Source organism: Paenibacillus sp. FSL R5-0623 (assembly GCF_037974265.1).
GTDB lineage: Bacteria > Bacillota > Bacilli > Paenibacillales > Paenibacillaceae > Paenibacillus.
In genome coordinates, this window is the sequence record NZ_CP150233.1 from 6,286,644 (window position 1) to 6,303,986 (window position 17,343).

General features: G+C 42.6%; 9 protein-coding genes. All 9 read right to left on the reverse strand.

All coding sequences use genetic code 11. The features are described from left to right. Window positions 1–399: 399 nt before the first annotated feature. The gene (locus MKY92_RS27560; RefSeq protein ID WP_339298313.1) at window positions 400–4,236 is read right to left on the reverse strand and encodes an S-layer homology domain-containing protein; all 3,837 of its coding nucleotides are present in this window, start codon (window positions 4,234–4,236) and stop codon (window positions 400–402) included. A 560-nt stretch (window positions 4,237–4,796) separates the two neighbouring features. After that, window positions 4,797–5,981: a reverse transcriptase domain-containing protein gene (locus MKY92_RS27565; RefSeq protein WP_339298314.1), complete on the reverse strand. Its 1,185-nt coding sequence runs from the start codon at window positions 5,979–5,981 to the stop codon at window positions 4,797–4,799. Beyond that, window positions 5,969–6,226, reverse strand: coding sequence for a hypothetical protein (locus MKY92_RS27570; protein WP_339298315.1), 258 nt, complete (start codon window positions 6,224–6,226; stop codon window positions 5,969–5,971). The genes MKY92_RS27565 and MKY92_RS27570 overlap by 13 nt, the downstream gene beginning before the upstream one ends. Before the next feature lie 695 nt (window positions 6,227–6,921). Next, complete coding sequence (locus MKY92_RS27575; RefSeq protein ID WP_036612519.1) at window positions 6,922–7,263, reverse strand: hypothetical protein; 342 nt, start codon at window positions 7,261–7,263, stop codon at window positions 6,922–6,924. Between the two features lie 206 nt (window positions 7,264–7,469). Beyond that, window positions 7,470–11,171 (reverse strand): S-layer homology domain-containing protein, encoded by a 3,702-nt coding sequence (locus tag MKY92_RS27580; RefSeq protein WP_339298316.1) that lies wholly within the window; start codon window positions 11,169–11,171, stop codon window positions 7,470–7,472. A gap of 416 nt (window positions 11,172–11,587) precedes the next feature. After that, complete coding sequence (locus tag MKY92_RS27585) at window positions 11,588–12,715, reverse strand: MraY family glycosyltransferase (RefSeq protein WP_036667762.1); 1,128 nt, start codon at window positions 12,713–12,715, stop codon at window positions 11,588–11,590. Window positions 12,716–13,091: 376 nt separating this feature from the next. Beyond that, a complete protein-coding gene (locus MKY92_RS27590) occupies window positions 13,092–13,853 on the reverse strand; it encodes a WecB/TagA/CpsF family glycosyltransferase (RefSeq protein ID WP_339298317.1) in 762 nt (253 codons plus the stop codon). Between the two features lie 7 nt (window positions 13,854–13,860). Then, on the reverse strand, window positions 13,861–15,042 hold the full coding sequence (csaB, locus tag MKY92_RS27595; RefSeq protein WP_339298318.1) for a polysaccharide pyruvyl transferase CsaB: 1,182 nt from the start codon (window positions 15,040–15,042) through the stop codon (window positions 13,861–13,863). Continuing rightward, a complete protein-coding gene (locus MKY92_RS27600; protein WP_339298319.1) occupies window positions 15,018–17,039 on the reverse strand; it encodes a DUF5693 family protein in 2,022 nt (673 codons plus the stop codon). Before MKY92_RS27600 ends, csaB begins: the two co-directional genes overlap by 25 nt. Between the last annotated feature and the right edge of the window lie 304 nt (window positions 17,040–17,343).

The following is a 17,343-nucleotide window of genomic DNA, read 5'->3' on the forward strand; positions in this document are numbered from 1 at the left end:
CTCCCATAAGTTTCTTATTGCTTTATAGTATAAACGTTTGAGAGAGCGAGAAAGTTACGATGTTGTTGGTTTTAGTAAATAAATAGGTTTGAGAAATAGGTTATTCTCACGAAGTACATATATATAAGATAGAACCTCGCTCCTTCATTTTCAATCCGATAAAAAATACTTATAGTTTAGATATTTTTTAATAAAAGTTATTTTACATATCTCATTTCAAGGACCGATACTGTTATTTCCAGGAGTAGTAAGTGCCCGAAGATTATAGTACGTTCCTAAAATACTAATTTTGTTAAAATTAAATATATTGATTAAAAAAGCCCTGTAGAGATCACTCTCTACAGGGCTTCTTCTGATTCAACGATCTTATTCAACAGAACAAGATTGTCTGATCTTTATTTAGTTCTTAGTAACTCCAGTGATAACAGTACCATCACCAACTACATCAAAAGTAGCTGTAGTAGAAGTACCTGTTCCTTTAGTAAATGTTGCAGTTAAAGTTGCAGTATCAGCAGAACCTGATGCTTGGTAAACACCTGCATTATTAATTACTGTTGGAGCATTTGAAGTCCATGTTACAGTTACTCCATCACCAGCTGTAGCCGGCAGAGTTACTGAAAGATTATTAGCAGCCACTGTTAGTGTAGTGAGACCAGCTTCTGCAGCATTAATCGATAATGTGTTTTCAGCGGCAGTAACAACAGCATTATGAGCATTAACAGAAGTTGTCAAAGCATTTGTATCTGCTGTTGGAGCACCTGCAGTTACAGCTTCTGCGATCTTACCAGTAGCAACTACACCTGCAGCTTTAGCAAGAGTAATCTGATTGCTAGTAGTCAAAGGCAATGCAACATAATCAGCAACCGCATCTTGAGCAGCTACTAAAGCAGCTTCTGCAGCAGTTTCAGCAGAACTTGGTGCAGCTTTAGCAACTGTTACTGTAGTTACAGCACCAGCTGGGATTGCTGGAGTAGATCCAGAAGCAGCAATTGCAGCAACACGTACATTGTAAGTACCAGCAGCCAGACCATCAATCTCAGTCGCATTTGCTGCTACAGTAGTGTAACTTGTAGCAGTAGAAAGTTTATATTCATAGCGTTTCGCAGCATCAAGACCTTTGATTACACCATCATTGTTATTAGCATATGATGCATTTACTGTAGTCAAAGTTGGTGCAGCCGTACCTGTGACAGTACCATTAGTTTCTTTACCAGTAAAAGCAGCAGCTTCATTTTTCACGACTGAAGTATCTGTAAGATACTTAGATCCTTTGAAGTTCACTGTGTATTTAGTAGTAGTAGTTCTGCTAGCTGCATCTTTAAGTGCAATAGTAACATAATCATTTCCAGCTACAAATGTTACATCGAAGTCAACACCTGCTACCAATGTTTTGTTGTCACTATAACGAATAACTTCAAAGTCTTTAGTAAGCAATGTGTTATTCGCATCGGAATCCAATTGAAGGTTCTCAGAGAAATCTACTTTGATGTTCTCGCCGCTCAATTGAAGATTTTGGTACCCACCAGAAACGTTAGGTTTAACAACTGGAGCCACTTTATCAAGTACAGTAGTAGTTTGTTCTGCCACAGTTGCAGAAGAACCAGCCAGTGTGCCCAGTCTATTAACGTTAACCTTCACGTTCAAACCACTTGCAGCAGTACCGATATCATTTTCAAGAGTCAATTTAACAACAGAAGTTCCATCCAGTACAACTTCTTTGATAGCAACTACATTACCAGCTGCATTAGTTACAGTAAATGCATCCTTAGGAGCAGATGATACGCTTGAAGAAAGTTTAACTTGAACAGTGTTTTGTGCTGTCAGAGCTGCACTAAATCCAGCATAGTCTGTGTCATAAGTAGCCAATCCAACAGTAATATCAGCAGTTGTAGGAATCACATTCAATCCGCTGTTATCAACAAATTGTTTCAACAAGTTACCAGCTGTATCTTTCACACCAAGAACATACAAGTTTTGAACATTTCTTTGTGTAGTAGAGTTACCAGCTGCAAATACAACAGGTTGATTTTTGTAAGTTTCAACAAATTTGATAGAAACCGCTTTGCTGTCGTTCAATACAGTGATATCAGCCAATTCAGGAGTCAAAGTAACTCTGTCTCCGTTAATTTGGACATGATAGTTAGAGTAGTCAGCAAGTGTTGCTGGATCCATTTTCTTGTCAAATCCAACAATTACAGTACGGTTACTAACGCTAACCAATTTGGAATCCAATTTAGGAGTCGTTACATCAGCCAAGTTCACTTTACCGCTGTAGTCAAGCATTGTGTTACCAAGTCTTGTGTTGTCTTTGATGTTTTTGATTGTCACTGTGTTATCGCCTGTGGACAATGCAGTGTACAATTCAATTGTAATAACATTATTGTCATTACCACTTCTTACTGCGTCTTTCACAGCAACAACTTTTCCATCTTTATCAGTTACACTATAGTTCTTAGTTTCTTTTACAGAATCATTAAGAAGTGCTTTAGAGAAAGTAACTTGAATGTGTTTGGAGTCAATTGCTTCTGCTTTTCTTACTTCAGGACGAGTTTGGTCAATTTCAGCGTTAACTGTAACTGAAGTGTCCTTAGCAATTTGGTTACCGGAGTAATCCTTCACTCCTTCAACATAGATCAATACAGCACCTGTTGGCAGAGCATTTGCTTTGTCAAAAGTAAATTTGTATTTGTTGTCAGCCAATGCTTTTGGTGTTCCAGTAGCTTTGATTTTGTCAGTACCGGTTTTCCAGTATACGTTGTCTGAATCCAGAGTTTCTGGATCAACTTCTTCGGAGAATGTAAGAGTTACACTTTCCAAAGTTGCAGTTGCTGCAGTGATTGTTGGAGCATCTTTGTCTTCAACAACTGTGATGTCATGTGTAGAAGTCAGGGATACAAAACCAGCATAGTCTTTAGCGCCAACTACAGTCAGTTTGTGATCTCCAACAGTAAGAGCTGAAGTGCTGTAAGGTGTCAACACAACTGTTCTCAATGTAGGTTGAGTGATTTTACCGAAGTATGCTTTGCCATCAAGTTCGAAGTTACCTTGTGCTGGCAATTGTACCGGCTCACTGAATACTACTTTAACGGATTTAGTACCCAAAGATTTAACTGATTCAACTTTAGGAAGCTCATTGTCCGCGATTGAGAATTCAACGTCTTTTGCACTTACTACAACATTACCAGCTTTAACGTTGGAAACATTCAAGAAGTCAACTTTATTGTTGTTCAAAGTACCTTGCAATTCAACTGTAACTGATTTCTTATCATCAGACAATGTAGCAGTTTTGATTGCTTTGCCTGATTTCAAAGAGTAGTTAGAGATGTCAGTAGCAGTATCTTCATCAACAGTACCATCAAATGCAACAGTTACTTCTTTCAAGTTAGCTGCAGATACTTTTTCTACTTTAGTAGCTGTAGTTACTACATAAGTAACTTTCTCAGTGAACTCTTTATCTTTGTAAGTGAATTTCACTTCAGTTTCTTTGTTAGCTTCAAGAGCTTTATCCAAAGTTACTTTTACAGTTTCGCCATCGCTGATTTTGAACTCAACTACTTTACCAGCTTCAGATACTGTGTAAGATTCAACTTTGATGCTTTGAGCTTCGTCAATTGCGTAAGCAGCGCCTACAAGCAATTCACGGGAAGCATTTCCAGCGAAGTTAGCGTTAGCGTCGATCAGACCTGCATTGATCGCTGCTTGAGCATAACCTTTAGCCCATGCTGCTGCACTGTTGTTTGTTTCAGCTGGGATTTCAAGGTCAAGTGCACGAGTCAGGATTGTAGCCATTTCAGCTACTGTCACTTTACCATTGAAGTCGAAGATTTTTTTCTCAACGTTTTTACCTTCCATGATACCTGCAGCAGTTACTGCTTCGATGTAAGGTACAGCCCAGTTTTTAGCTGTGTAGTTTTTGTCAGTGTAAGAAAGAGTTCCAGTGATCTCTTTCAGACCCAGCAATTTAGTGATAACTTTTGCAAACTCAGCACGAGTCATGTCTTTGTCAAGACCTGCTGTACCATCCGGATAACCGTTGAAGATACCTTTTGCTTTCAATGCATCAAACTGTTGTTGTGGGGAAACTGCTGTGTCACCGAATGCTACAGATGCAAACATTGAGAATGCCATTGCTGTAGACAATGCTACGGATAAAATTTTCTTCATAACCTTTTTTTCTCCTCCTTGGGCGTTCATAACATTTGAATTTTCTTTAATAGGGTCGCTCGTATTTCTCATATATTGTTGCACCCCCTTTCCAGAGTTTGTGAGCAAGTTAATATAAATGATGTCTGTGAGCATATCACAGAAACTTGTAAACTAGGTTGTAAAACAGATTTATACGAAAATAGAGTAGTTTCCTAATCCTACCTACGTATTATACAATGGGTCTTCTGAGTCGTAAAGCAATTTTTTCTAATAAATAGACAAGATTCTTCACGAGGTCATTCTTGGTAACAGGCCCAATGTTTTCGACTCTACACTTTAAACGCAGTAGATTTCAAAAAGTTGCGGATTGCACAAAAAAAGTTTTGATTTTTTTTATGTATAGGTACAGTGCGGGTATTGAAGCCATTCAAAACCTTTTCAAACCGTTGATACAGCAGTGAATCTGGAATGGTGATCTCTGGTTTGTCTGTGCTTCCAACGTTTATTTATACCCGCAACTTCAACCTATGAAGCGACAAAATTCACAAAAAACAAAATAAAGTAGGGGAACCACTCTCATGGCTCCCCCCTTATCGAACCGCACGTGCCCTACTAAGGCATACGGCTCACCAACGTGATTCAACCTGTAATCAATATGTCGCTAAACGTTGTGCGTATTGCATCTTACGGACGAGTTCAGGAGTGTAATACTCTTGTCCTCGTTCCTTTGCTTTTTGCACCTTCCGGGCATGCTTTGTCTTCTGTCTGTTCTTCATGTACTCGATGTAGTTTTCCAGTGTATAACCATACTGCGCATTGTAATATACCCAGAACGCAGGAACAAGTCCAATTCGAGCAAAGAATTCGTTGTTCCATTTCGTCTTCATCGCATGCCCTTTTCTTTGGCTTGGATGGCTGTGAATCATGGCGACTCGCAGTCGTTGTCTTACATACCCGTCCAGATCCATGAGCTGGTTTCTGCATGCATTAAAGAAACAACGACTTTCCTGTCCATATCGTTTGTTTTCCTCTACGGCTTTGTACAGGTTTAGGTAGTAGTTTACCTTTCCATGAATAATCGGATTGACGCGTTCGAGCCATCCTTTCTTGTTCAGCGTTAGTGTTTTCCTCGTTTTTGCCTTAACCTTCTGCTTGAAATCCTTCCACGTGGCGTCCTTTGGCTTTGCGATGAAGTAAGGTTTCCCGTCCTTCTTTCGATTTCGCCAATGCTCAAACGTGAAGCCCAGGAAGTCGAAGTCGTCTTTCTTGAAGTTCACCGTTTTCTCCATGGCCACTTCCAATCCTAGCTCTTTCAACGTTCCACGGGTGACTTCTGCCGCTTTCCGGATTTCTTCCTCCGTTTTCGCGAACAACAGAAAATCATCAGCATAACGCACGAATCGTATGCCTTTTTCCTCCAACTTCCAGTCCAACTCATTGAGATACAGCTTGGCTAGTATCGGGGAAATGACACCGCCTTGCGGCGTTCCAGCATCCACTTCATGGTATTTTCCTTCTTCCATGTATCCAGCCTTGAGCCACTGCCAGATCATATCCAACACTGTTCCGTCCGCTATGTATTTCGTTAACACTCCCATCAATTTCTTATGCGGGATATTATCGAAGAAGCCGCGAATGTCACAGTCATAGATATAATTATAGTCTGTCTCAATGTTCCACAGGATAATCTGGGCGACGCGTTTCGCTCCATAGTTTGGGCGATACCCGCATGACCAACGATGGAATATGCTTTCCTCACACTTTGGCTGTAACACGTTCACAATGGCTTGTTGTACAATCCGGTCTTCAATGTTGGGTATACCTAGCGGACGCATCTTCCCGTTTTTCTTTGGGATGTATCGTCTGCGTACGGGGAGGGAACATACGCTTTGTCCCGGAGTTTTTGCAAGAGTTCGCTTAGATTTTCGTCTAGCTTCTTCTCATAACTCTCCAAGGTTTCGCCGTCGATTCCACCTGCACCTTTGTTTTCCTTCACTTGTAACCATGCTGCGTGAAGTTTTCGATCAAACAGAATTTGCCCATAAATACTGTGCCATTTTAGCTTCAATTCTTGATTCAAGTCTATCGCTCACCTTTCATCGTACCCATTCCGTTCGTTCTTACCGCAGTAGCGTGACGGTTGTTCAGCACCACATTCAAGTGTTTGTCCACGAGGTCATTCCCCTTCCGTTCAGCAAACGTTTAGTCATCTGCCTACTTCCGTACTATGAGAACGTCTGAATTCTCTACCATGTCTACAACTTCGGTGAAACCTTATATGTAGCCATCCTGTTTTTTTTCCAGGGAAGCAGAGAACCTCACGGGGTCATCGTATCTTCCTTCTGAACATACCCAGCACCTTCACTTGATAAGCCATCGTTGTTCGTCTGGTTCATTGGACAACTTTTTTTCCTAGGCTTCCCGTTATTTACGCACAGTCGCCGACTTATCCTGCCGCTGCGTGCTTCACGCTTTCGCATTTGGGTCTGCTCATCTGCCTGCGGGTCTCTCGATTATCCGCATCTCCTTCAGACAAGTACCTCGCGATATTGCCCTAGATTAGGCTTCTCAAGTCGCACCAGAGCGCCTGAGGAGGGACTTTCACCCTCCAGAAAACATCCTTCCAAGCTCTCGGCTCGTGTTTACCTAAGGTAACGTAGCCGCCGCTTTTAACAGATTGCTTATAGCGAATAGTTCGCTAAAGATACGACTGCCCGTCGCACATAAAAAAGCACCCCTATTGGGATGCTTTTCCTGCATTTCCGGAAATATAAGTTATTTAATCTTCATCGCGAGTTCAATAATTTGAGCACGCATATTTGGATCACTGTTCAATCTCAGATACATATCGTCAATTGGTTGTCTGTTCTCACGGTACGTTTTCTCATGCTTCATCGTCGTGTGAGACCATTCAATCAACTCATTCTCAGCCAGAACCAGATTGTTATACGCATCATGGAAGCCAGTGGACTGTACAAGCCCTTCCATAACTTCCTGAGAGATCTCCTGAGTCTTGCGTGTATCTTCCAACTTTTTCTCCAGAATGACTGCCTGCTTCTCAAACTGTGTCTTTGCCTTCATGTAGCCCAGCTGGGCTTTCGAATAAATCGGTTTCATTAGCTAACTTCACCCTCTAGATCATTGTGTATTTACCGTTATTGTATCTTAAACTCTAGCAAATTACAAAAATAGTTATTGGTAAAAATTCTGTTTCTTCTATTATAAAAGTACTCTATGTCAATTCATTGACAGCCATGAAAAGGACCTGCCCCTTTAGAGTAAGGGACAGGTCCTTCCTAAATTGCATCAATGTATTACATGAATTAACTCAAAGTTTTAGGGAATAAACCTGTGCTCTTTTTGAGTAATTCCACAGCAATCTTCGCCGCTTCCGCGCGAGTCATGTTCCCTTTTGGATTGAATTGATATGAAGGTTTCTTAGCCCCTGGAACAGTCACAGGGCTTCCCTCCATGATCTTCGCTTTTGTTACTGCTTGTACAGCTGGACGAGCATAATACTCGATTGAAGATGAATCCAGGAATGACTTGCCTAGTGCTGAAGATAACTTGCTATCATTGGCCGCAAGTTTCGCGTTCATTGCACGCGCAATCATAACAGCCGCCTCTTCTCTGGAGACTGGTAATTGTGGCTGGAAGAATCCATCACTGCGTCCTTGTACAATCCCCACAAGCGCTGCTGTCTCAATGGCTTCATAACTCCAAATCTCAGCTCCAGTGCCTTTCCCTACGTCACTGAACGTTTGTTTGGTTGGATTTATCAATGGAATATTCATTCCCTTAACCAACAATGTTGCGAATTCCCCACGTGTTGTTTGATCATCTGCACCGAATGAATTACTCTTCAACGGCTTCATCAACCCTTTGGAATACATCGCATTGAGTACATTTCTTGCCCATGGATGATTTGTGATATCCGAATAACTTCTGCTCTGCTTCATGACTTTGTAATAACCAAACTCATCAAACGGTACAGTAATCGTATGCTTCTTCGTATCTACTTTACCACCAATGGATACCCAGTTACCTGGATTTGTTTTATCTGAGTATTTGTAAACCGTAATTGTAGACCCTACATCATCTACAATGGATGGATCATAATTCAATGTTAATGTTCCCCGCTGTGAAGGTGTCAGGATACGTTCTGCAGCATAGTTGGTAAATGTCCCTTCTACGCTATAAGGAGCTAGACCGTTTGTGCCAGGTTTGTATCCATTGTCACTTTTGTTACCTAGCTCTCCTAAGCCACCATTGATCCAGTAGATATCCGAAATCAGTGTAAAATCACCTGTACTTAAAGTAGATGCGAAATTACCAGAAATCGTTGGAGACACTTGTATTGGTGTTTTTTGAACATTTGTACCTCTTTCATCCGAATCAACGCCGATTGAATTTCCATAATCATTAATTCGCTCTACAATACCTTTTGCTGGTTCTGCAATACCAAACAAAAGTTTGTTGTTAGGATAAAATTTCGTGATTCCTATCGAGTTCTCCGACTGAAGAACCGTCCCTTTAGGGAAGGACAACGTTAATTCTTTATTGAACACAGTGTATTTATTGGCTACTTTAGGCGCCATATACTGCGTATCTGTTGTAACCGCACTGGTGTAATACACAGTTACCGTATCATTAGTAGTTCCACCATCACGAGTAATGCTAATCTTGATTTTGTTTTCTTTGTCGGCTTTTAATCCCACGTAATCTAGTATGAAACGATTGTTAAAGTCAGGACGTTTAACCGCTGCTTCTTTTCCAATAAGAACCTCCGTTGCTCCCTCTGCCTCGATATCAAACCGAACAAAGTTTTTATTAACCACAATCTGATTACCAACTGTTGGCTGAGGTGCAACAATTCGATATGCCGAAGGTTCGCGGACAATTTCGATTCTCTGTGTAGAGCGGGCACCTGTACTATTAATTAATTCGAGTGTATACACTTGAGTTCCCGGTGCATCAAACTTCAGCCCACGAAGCCGAGCAATAAACTGATCTTCATTACCCGCAAAGTCAGAGCCGGTCGTTTCTCCTCCAAGTGATCCATTGTTAATAGTGTCTCTAACTGGCGCTGTGCCAACGGTTTTACTAAAGATTACTTTTGATCCATATGACACATTAATGTTCTGTGCACCACTACCCCGGAATACCAAGTCATATTCTTTTTCACTTGTTACGTATTTGTTATCTTTGAGCACAAAGTCTGGAGTAACGGCAAAGATCTTACTCAATTCATCTTCCGTATAAGCCGATACTGTGTCTTTATCAATAGGACTTCTGGCATCTTTAGGAATCAATGTGGGCATGAATGTAGAAATCGTTGAATTATTCGTATCAACTACATTGATCTTCAAAATTATGGATATCGTTCTAGGGAGTCCACCTGCATCTTCTTCGATAGCCCGTATTTCAATGGTATTCTCTCCGTAGAAGATAGGACCTGTTCTCTGAATCGGAAGACTGAAGTTAAAGTCTTTAGTTTTAGGGAAAGCAAGAACTGGAGCTTGTACCAGACTTGCATCAGTCGTTGCCTTTAATTGACCATTTACAATCAACTCAGCCTTGAGATCTGTCAGGGATTTGAAACCAAGCAATTCCCCTTTAAGAGTCAGGTTTTGAGTGCCTTTAGAAGAGTCAAAGGTATATGTTCTACCATTCTGCAGGCTCTCTACATAGATCGAACTGATTGTAGCATAAGTCAGCTCAACAACTTTTGAGAGTTCTGGTGAAACATTAGTTCCAAATGAGAAGCGGATCTGTTGTTTACCGCTCGCAAGCTTCTTAATAACGTATACTTTTTGATTGGACTCTAAGCCACTAGCAGCCGGAGTGCCAGTATATTCTGTAATATCAAGCTCATTAGCTCCAGCAGGCAGATATACAGCTTTTAGTGTTTTTGAGATCGGTCTGCTAGACTCGACTAATATATACACTTCATCATCCTGCAATGTTGCCCCATTCAACGCAGTTCTGGAGTCGATCACCCCACCCTTATAATTAGGTAAGTAGTATATGTTAGTGATATCCTGTGCATCCGATGAATATACATAATTTGCTGCATACTCTGCACTGAATGTTCCTTGTGTTACTTTAACTTTAAGAATTTGATTCTTCGCTACGATTGATCCCTCAGGTGTCAAATTATAGGTTGCATTCCCCTGGAACTTAACCATTCTATATTTCACAGATTTTCCATCTGGACCTGTAATCAGTTTCTCATCTTCTACCGTAACATCATAATCCTCAAAGGTTAATTGTCCTCCAGGCTGTATTGTTACTTCCCCGTCTGTTTCAAAGTTATTACTACCTTCCTCAAACGGAATCAACACTTCACCAGACAACGTTGCAGTACTTTGGTTTGGATCTGTGAACGTTGCTGGATCATTTCTGCTCAATACAGATTTCGTTTCACTACCAATATTCACTTCGAGTTCGACGAACGGCTTCGTTTTATCAAAATAATAAACCGCACGCTCTGTTTCAATTTGATTGGCTTCACTTATAATTTTAAACTTCAGAATATTTTTACCTGGCAACAATTTCATTTGTGCAGCAAAAAAACTCCCATCTGGTCGTACAGGTGTATCAATGTCATCCTTACCATTAACAGACACGATCACTTGAGTTGCATTCTTCACATTACCTTGAAAATCCACTCGTTCTGTATCAACTACAGTCTCTGTACCTTCATTCAGATTGTAAGCTACGCTACCTCCCTCAGCCGAAGGATCTGTGAAGAGCGTGAAATTTTCAATAAATGGGGCAGGATCATATAAAACATAGAATGTATCTGAACTTTCCACAGTGCTCTGTCCTTGTGTCCCGATAAATGTAACTTTGTTAAATCCAGAAAACAAACCTACACTATTTGCTGTAAACCGATTGTTACCATTGTCAGTTATGGCAGTCGTAGTCGTACGTGTCTCATCAACTTTCCATTCTTGGACAGCTCCAGTTTGAGTAAGATTCAACTGCTCTACTTTCACTTTAAGTGATGTTCCATTAACCATAGAAAATGTACCTGATATCGTTAATGATGACGTTGGGCTTTTATAAACATTATCCCGAGTGATAAATTCACCTTTGTTAGAGACTAACGAAAGTCTTGAACTTTCTCGGATCGTTCGATCGGATGGCGTAAAATACGTTGAAAATGCATCTGCAGCGGACGCAACGGACCCACCGAACAGACCTTGTGGGAACAATGAGAACACCATGGTGACCAACATGATCCATACCAACGGCCGTTTCTTCTGTTGCATTAAATATCATCTCTCCTCTTTTTAAGTCAGTTACCTTATATATCGGCAAAAGGTTCCAATTATTTAGTAAAAATCTCAAAATAAACAAAAAACCTTATCCACAAGGGATAAGGTTGGGTCTGGAATAATATTCAAGAATAGCTATAACCATTACATTTATCTATTTATGATTTCGAACGGGTCTCCGGATTCAGCTTGACGCGCATGCGCATCAGGAAGTTAATAACCGGTCTTCTCGTTTTGCTAACAAGCCCGATGACTTCTGCTCCCACCTGGAGGAAGAACATCATGATACAGATGACCACAAACGTTACCCAGTTCGCTTCAAACATGGCAGCGGAAGATTGGATAATCGCCAGAACTCCGAAGAACGCGGCAATTCCATAGATGATCAGTACCGTCTGACGGTGACTGAATCCAAGTTCACGCAAGCAGTGATGCAGGTGACCTTTGTCCGGTGCGAAAATCGGTTTCCGTTGTACCGCACGACGAATAATCGCGAAGAAGGTATCCGAGAGCGGCACACCGATAATGATCAGCGGTGTAATAAAGGACACGATAGCAATTTGTTTGAATCCGAGCATGGATAACATCGCCAGAGAGAAACCAAGGAATAGTGACCCGGTATCCCCCATGAAGATCTTGGCCGGGTGGAAGTTGAAGAATAGGAATCCGATAATACTACCCAGCAATACAAGACACATCAAGGCAATCATCATGTTACCCATCAGGAAGGACATCACGGCAATGGTACCAATTGCAATGCCAGATACACCGGCAGCCAGGCCATCCAGACCATCAATCAGGTTAATCGCATTGGTTACACCAACGATCCAGAAGATCGTCAGGGGAATGGATACCCAAGCTTCGAGTGAAGAATAGGAATCCTGAAAAGGAATGTTAACGAAATCTACCCGGATATTAAATCCAAATACAACGACAGAAGCAGCAACGATCTGACCAAGCAGCTTCACTTTGGCCGATAGTTCAAACCGATCATCGAGTGCTCCGATCAGCACGATAATGGTTCCACCAATCAGAAACGCACTGACAAAACTCATGTCCCGAGTCGTGAACCACGCCGATACAAACGGAAGCAATGCAGCAACTGTAATAATAAAGGCCAGGAATATCCCCAGACCACCAAGCCGTGGCATGATCCGTGTGTGTACTTTACGTGCATTCGGCGTATCCATTGCACCAATGCGGACTGCGAACTTTTTGACAAGTGGTGTCAGGGCAAGAGCCAGTCCCATTGACACGATAAATCCAATGATAAAGATCGCTACCATTTGAACATTCGACCCCCAATTATAATACCTGTACGAAATTATAAATCCCCTGATCTCTTTTTATATATAAAAAATATTGTTAGTCACTTTTGATGAAAAATCATGTTACACGATAACGAAGAGTGCAAGGAAAACCTAGAGAATTGTAGCGTTCGCATTTATCGCGGGATTTCAACCTTGCAAAGGTGGATAAAAGAAATCCAGAGATAACAGCGATCAAAAGGTTATTCTGACATCGAAGTGGCCGTATGCAACAACTTCCGTTTTTCATGGAGTGGCACACATGTAATCCGGAATGAATTATACGCTCATCACACCCGAAAAGCCATCCTCAATTTCTAGCAAAAACACGCATTTATCTCGCAATTACCTGTTTTTAACGGACTTTCGTCACGTTTTCTTTGTCACGCATCACCTTAACAGCGAATTTCGGAAGCGCAAGCATCCGGCCAGCCCGGCTTGGTTCACGCAATAAGCGATAGAACCACTCCAGTCTTAACTTTTGGAACAGCATAGGCGCACGTTTGGCTTTGCCCGAAATCACATCAAAGCTGCCGCCAACGCCCATGGTTACAGGAACCTGTAGTGCATCTTTGTGCTTGTGAATCCACGGTTCTTGGGTGTCCGCCCCACGTGCTACAAACAACAGATCAGGTGCCGCTTCCCGAATGGAAGCGATGACCTGTTCATCCTCAGCCGGACCAAAATAACCGTCGCGATAACCTACAATTCGAATCGCCGGATATTGCTGTTGTAACCGAACTGCCGTTTCTTGAATCACCTCAGGTGTGGAACCCAGCAGATATACACCCCATCGATAGTTTTCTCCAACACGCAGCAATTCATGTAAAAGCTCAAATCCCGGCACTCGCTCAGCTACAGGATCTCCACAATAATTCGCAGCCCATACGACACCTGTTCCATCAGGAACAATCAATTCCGCAGCTTGCATGACTTCCATGATTGCGGGATTTTCCAATGCGGCCATGACCATAATTGGATTGGCTGTAATGACCTGATGTGGTGTCTGCTTGGACAGCACAGCTTCCTGGAGAACCTTCACCGTTTCTTTCATCGTCAGTTTGGAAAAAGGAATGCCGTAGATCGAAACGGTAGGTATTGATCCGGTCTGACTCATCTTTATCTCATCCTTTGCGGCCTAAATAGTTAATAATTTGCTGTGCAGGCACTCTGGCTTCCTGCTTCAGTTGGGTGATACCTTCTTCATGTTCCTTCAACCACTGTGAACGTTGATCCAGCAGTCTAACAACAGTCTTGGCGAGTTTGTCACCATCTAGTGTATCCGTATTGCCTGCTGGTTCACTATCCAGACGAAGCAGGAATTGATCAATTTTCGGATCATACGAGATGCCCACCGGAGGCACATACTGCGAAGCTGCATAGATCAGACTGTGCAGACGCATACCGATGACGAGATCACACTTGCTGACTTCCTCCAGCATAAGCTGAGGGTCGGTCAGATCCTGTGTGATGCTAATCTCACTGCCTTTGCTGGTCACATCACCGAGCATTTCCATAAGGAATCGTGATGCCTGTTCATCAACTGGCAAATGAAATGGTAGAAAACGCAAGTGCACTGCTCTTTTGGAGCACAGCTTTTTCAATCCGGCAGCAATAGCCGTAAGTTCCTTCCGGTCTGACTCCCAGAAACGTACCGATACGCCGATCACAGGAAGCTTGGTATGTTCTCCAGTTGAAGGTTCCACTCGATTAGCCTGGTTAGCAGCATCTGCTGAAGTAGCGCCAGCTACAGCTTTCGAATTTGTTTCAGGTAATGGCAAACCCATTACTGGGTCGGGTACAACATGGATCTGATTCCACTGTAACCCGAGCCCACGCAGGTAGTCTGCAGATTGTTCATCCCGAACGGATAAATAGGTGCAGGCCTTAAAAACCGATTTGATCATCGGATTAAAAATTTTACGATGCACAGGGCCAATCCCCTGTGCATAGATAAATGTTGGTTTTTTCAGCCACTGGGCCAGCTTAATTACACCCAGATAATAAGGAATGGATTTCAGTCCAGTTGCATCCTGCAATAGACTTCCTCCGCCACTGATTAACCCGTCGCTCTCCTTGAGTGCTTCACGGACTTCCTTCAATTTCATACGATGCACGGAGCGCACACCGTACATGGCGGTTGTCGACTCGGGATCACCCGAGAGAACAATAGGTTCAATGGTTATGTTCGACCTTTGGCTTTCCTCTTCCAGCGCTGTCAAAATCGACTTTAGCACCGCTTCGTCTCCGCTATTGCGGAATCCGTAATACCCCGAGATGACTAACTTTTGAGAAGTGGTGACCATTTTTTCCAACATCCTTCCGCTACTTGCCACACACCCACAGCAATGATACCGAAGATTAAGCCAAGTCCCAATCCCATCACTCCACGAATGAGTGACAATACAGCCGGCGTATGGATATGCGCGAACGTATCCACCATGGACAACTGTCCAATCGCTGCAATAATGAGCACAAAGATGACTTTACGATATTTTAAAGCGGCGAACACGCCAACGATAAATAGCGGGTGTCCCAGCATAAATTCTTTGAATCTCGGCCGCACACCGAACGTATCCTCCAACGTGGTACGAAGGAACATCTCGAATGGCGTTACTGAACCCGAGTTGCCTGTACGGCTCAAGTAATAGTACCCAACAACGGCAGCAACAAGCGCCAAAACAACCATTAACACATTAATTGGCATACGAAGCATTTCTTTAATTTTCTTAATAGAGAACGAACCCGAACCACGATAAAACACAATGTAAATCGCTACCAGTGCCATAGGTGCAAAGTGCAACAAACTCACGCCGCGGAACTGGTTAATCACCAGACTGTACGTAATACTGTTAAGCAACGCGATGACAAAAGGTACCGCCAGGAATGACAGAATCGAAGTTCTTACATATAAAATTAACGTTTGTTTCAAACGACGACCTGCAGATGCGTCGGGTTGACGCTGTTGCTGATAGTTCACTGTCCGAACGGCCAGCACCATCGCTATGGTCGGCGCGGCAATTGCCACAAGCAAGGCGATTCCTTGCTCCAGCAGCGTTGGTTTCAAGAGGAACAATCCTGCACTGCCCACCAAAGCAACCACAAATGCGATCAAAGTCAGTAGTGGGATAAAATAAGAAACCATAAGTGCAATCATAGCAATTGCACCTACAAGAGCAACCAGCTTGGCATAACGCTGAATCGAAGAATCCTTAACTGTAAATGCTTCTGCTTGTCCTAGCTCGAATCCATGCTTCGCCATGCGTTCTACCGCATGACCCGGCTCACCTAGGCTATTGATCAGATTCTCAATTGGATCTGTAATCATGGCCTTTGCTGTATTCCGGCTTGGCGATGCATTCATATAGAGCATACGAATGTTACGATCCTTGGTTGCGAGAACAAAACGGTCAGCAATGACATCAACGTCCAGATTGGCATCTCCATCACTAAGCGAGTACAGACGCGTAACGTTGTAATCCGTTTTATAAGCGAGGGTCTGGAACCCAGACTGCGGTTTCTTCAAGTTCTCGATGGCTGCAAGACCAATATTGTGCTTGTTCAGCAACTGTGCGAATTGGTCGAGACTTTTCATCTCTGCATTATCATTGTACCCTTTCACAGCATCCCCATCAAACAAGATGCGCTTTACGCCATTCTCTTCGAAGAAGGTAAGCAAGCGCTCCATCGATTCCTGGCTGTATGGCACACTGTCCGAGATCCGCGGCAAAATGTAGAAACCTTTATCACGCAGCATCTTCACAGCAACCGGATCGGGCTGCAAAGGCTGCATGTTGGCATTCTCTGGAGGAGTCTGCAATATTAAGCCGCTACGACCTTCATATTCCCATGGTACTACCGGAATCTGCCGATCAGCGAACGTTTGTTCAATAATAGGGGTATACGTCTGTGCATTTTCCTCCGATGTAAATAACACATACGTGTAATTTTCATTAGAAGGAATCACATTTTTGGTCAGGTTCGCGAGATCCTGACCATTATATACCATTAGTCGGCGTGTCTTTCTCAGCTCGTCCAATGTACTTTCGAACACAGCCATCGTTGTTACGCCTGCGTCTTTCAGACGAGTCAATTGTTCATTCATAAAATCTTGCGGATGTGCCTGATAGGCGGAGATATCCAGAAGACCCCGATAGTTGAAAACAAGCTCTACCTTTTTGGCAGAAGATTCCGTCTGCACCCGATCACTGATTACAGGGATGGACGCAACCAGACCGATAATAACGACGAGCCACAACCACTTCCGAGAAGCGTTATTCCAATAAAGCCATTTTTGACGCACTACATGTACCTCCTCAAGTGTTGGAACCAAATGCACGTTCAGCTCAAGTAATTCGTTCAATTAACATTTATACAATAATAGGATACAAACAGCTTGTGTCAACAAGCCCTCTTATATGCTAGATAGATTGAACTAAAGCATTATTTACACTTGCCACTTCGATGACAGAACAACCTTCCGGTCGCTGTTATCCCCCGATTTTTTTGATTCACTTTTAATAAAGGTGAAAATCTGGTGATAAAGGCGAAGCATATCCTTCCGATGTAGCTTTCTCTTAGAAAGCTTTTAGTTCCACTTCTTCAGG

Coding starts and splice junctions, on each gene's coding strand:
- MKY92_RS27585 (WP_036667762.1), bottom strand. CDS start 12,715: ATGGTAGCGATCTTTATCATTGGATTTATCGTGTCAATGGGACTGGCT.
- MKY92_RS27580 (WP_339298316.1), bottom strand. CDS start 11,171: ATGGTTAATGGAACATCACTTAAAGTGAAAGTAGAGCAGTTGAATCTT.
- MKY92_RS27560 (WP_339298313.1), bottom strand. CDS start 4,236: ATGAGAAATACGAGCGACCCTATTAAAGAAAATTCAAATGTTATGAAC.
- MKY92_RS27590 (WP_339298317.1), bottom strand. CDS start 13,853: ATGAGTCAGACCGGATCAATACCTACCGTTTCGATCTACGGCATTCCT.
- csaB (WP_339298318.1), bottom strand. CDS start 15,042: ATGGTCACCACTTCTCAAAAGTTAGTCATCTCGGGGTATTACGGATTC.
- MKY92_RS27565 (WP_339298314.1), bottom strand. CDS start 5,981: ATGCGTCCGCTAGGTATACCCAACATTGAAGACCGGATTGTACAACAA.
- MKY92_RS27575 (WP_036612519.1), bottom strand. CDS start 7,263: ATGAAACCGATTTATTCGAAAGCCCAGCTGGGCTACATGAAGGCAAAG.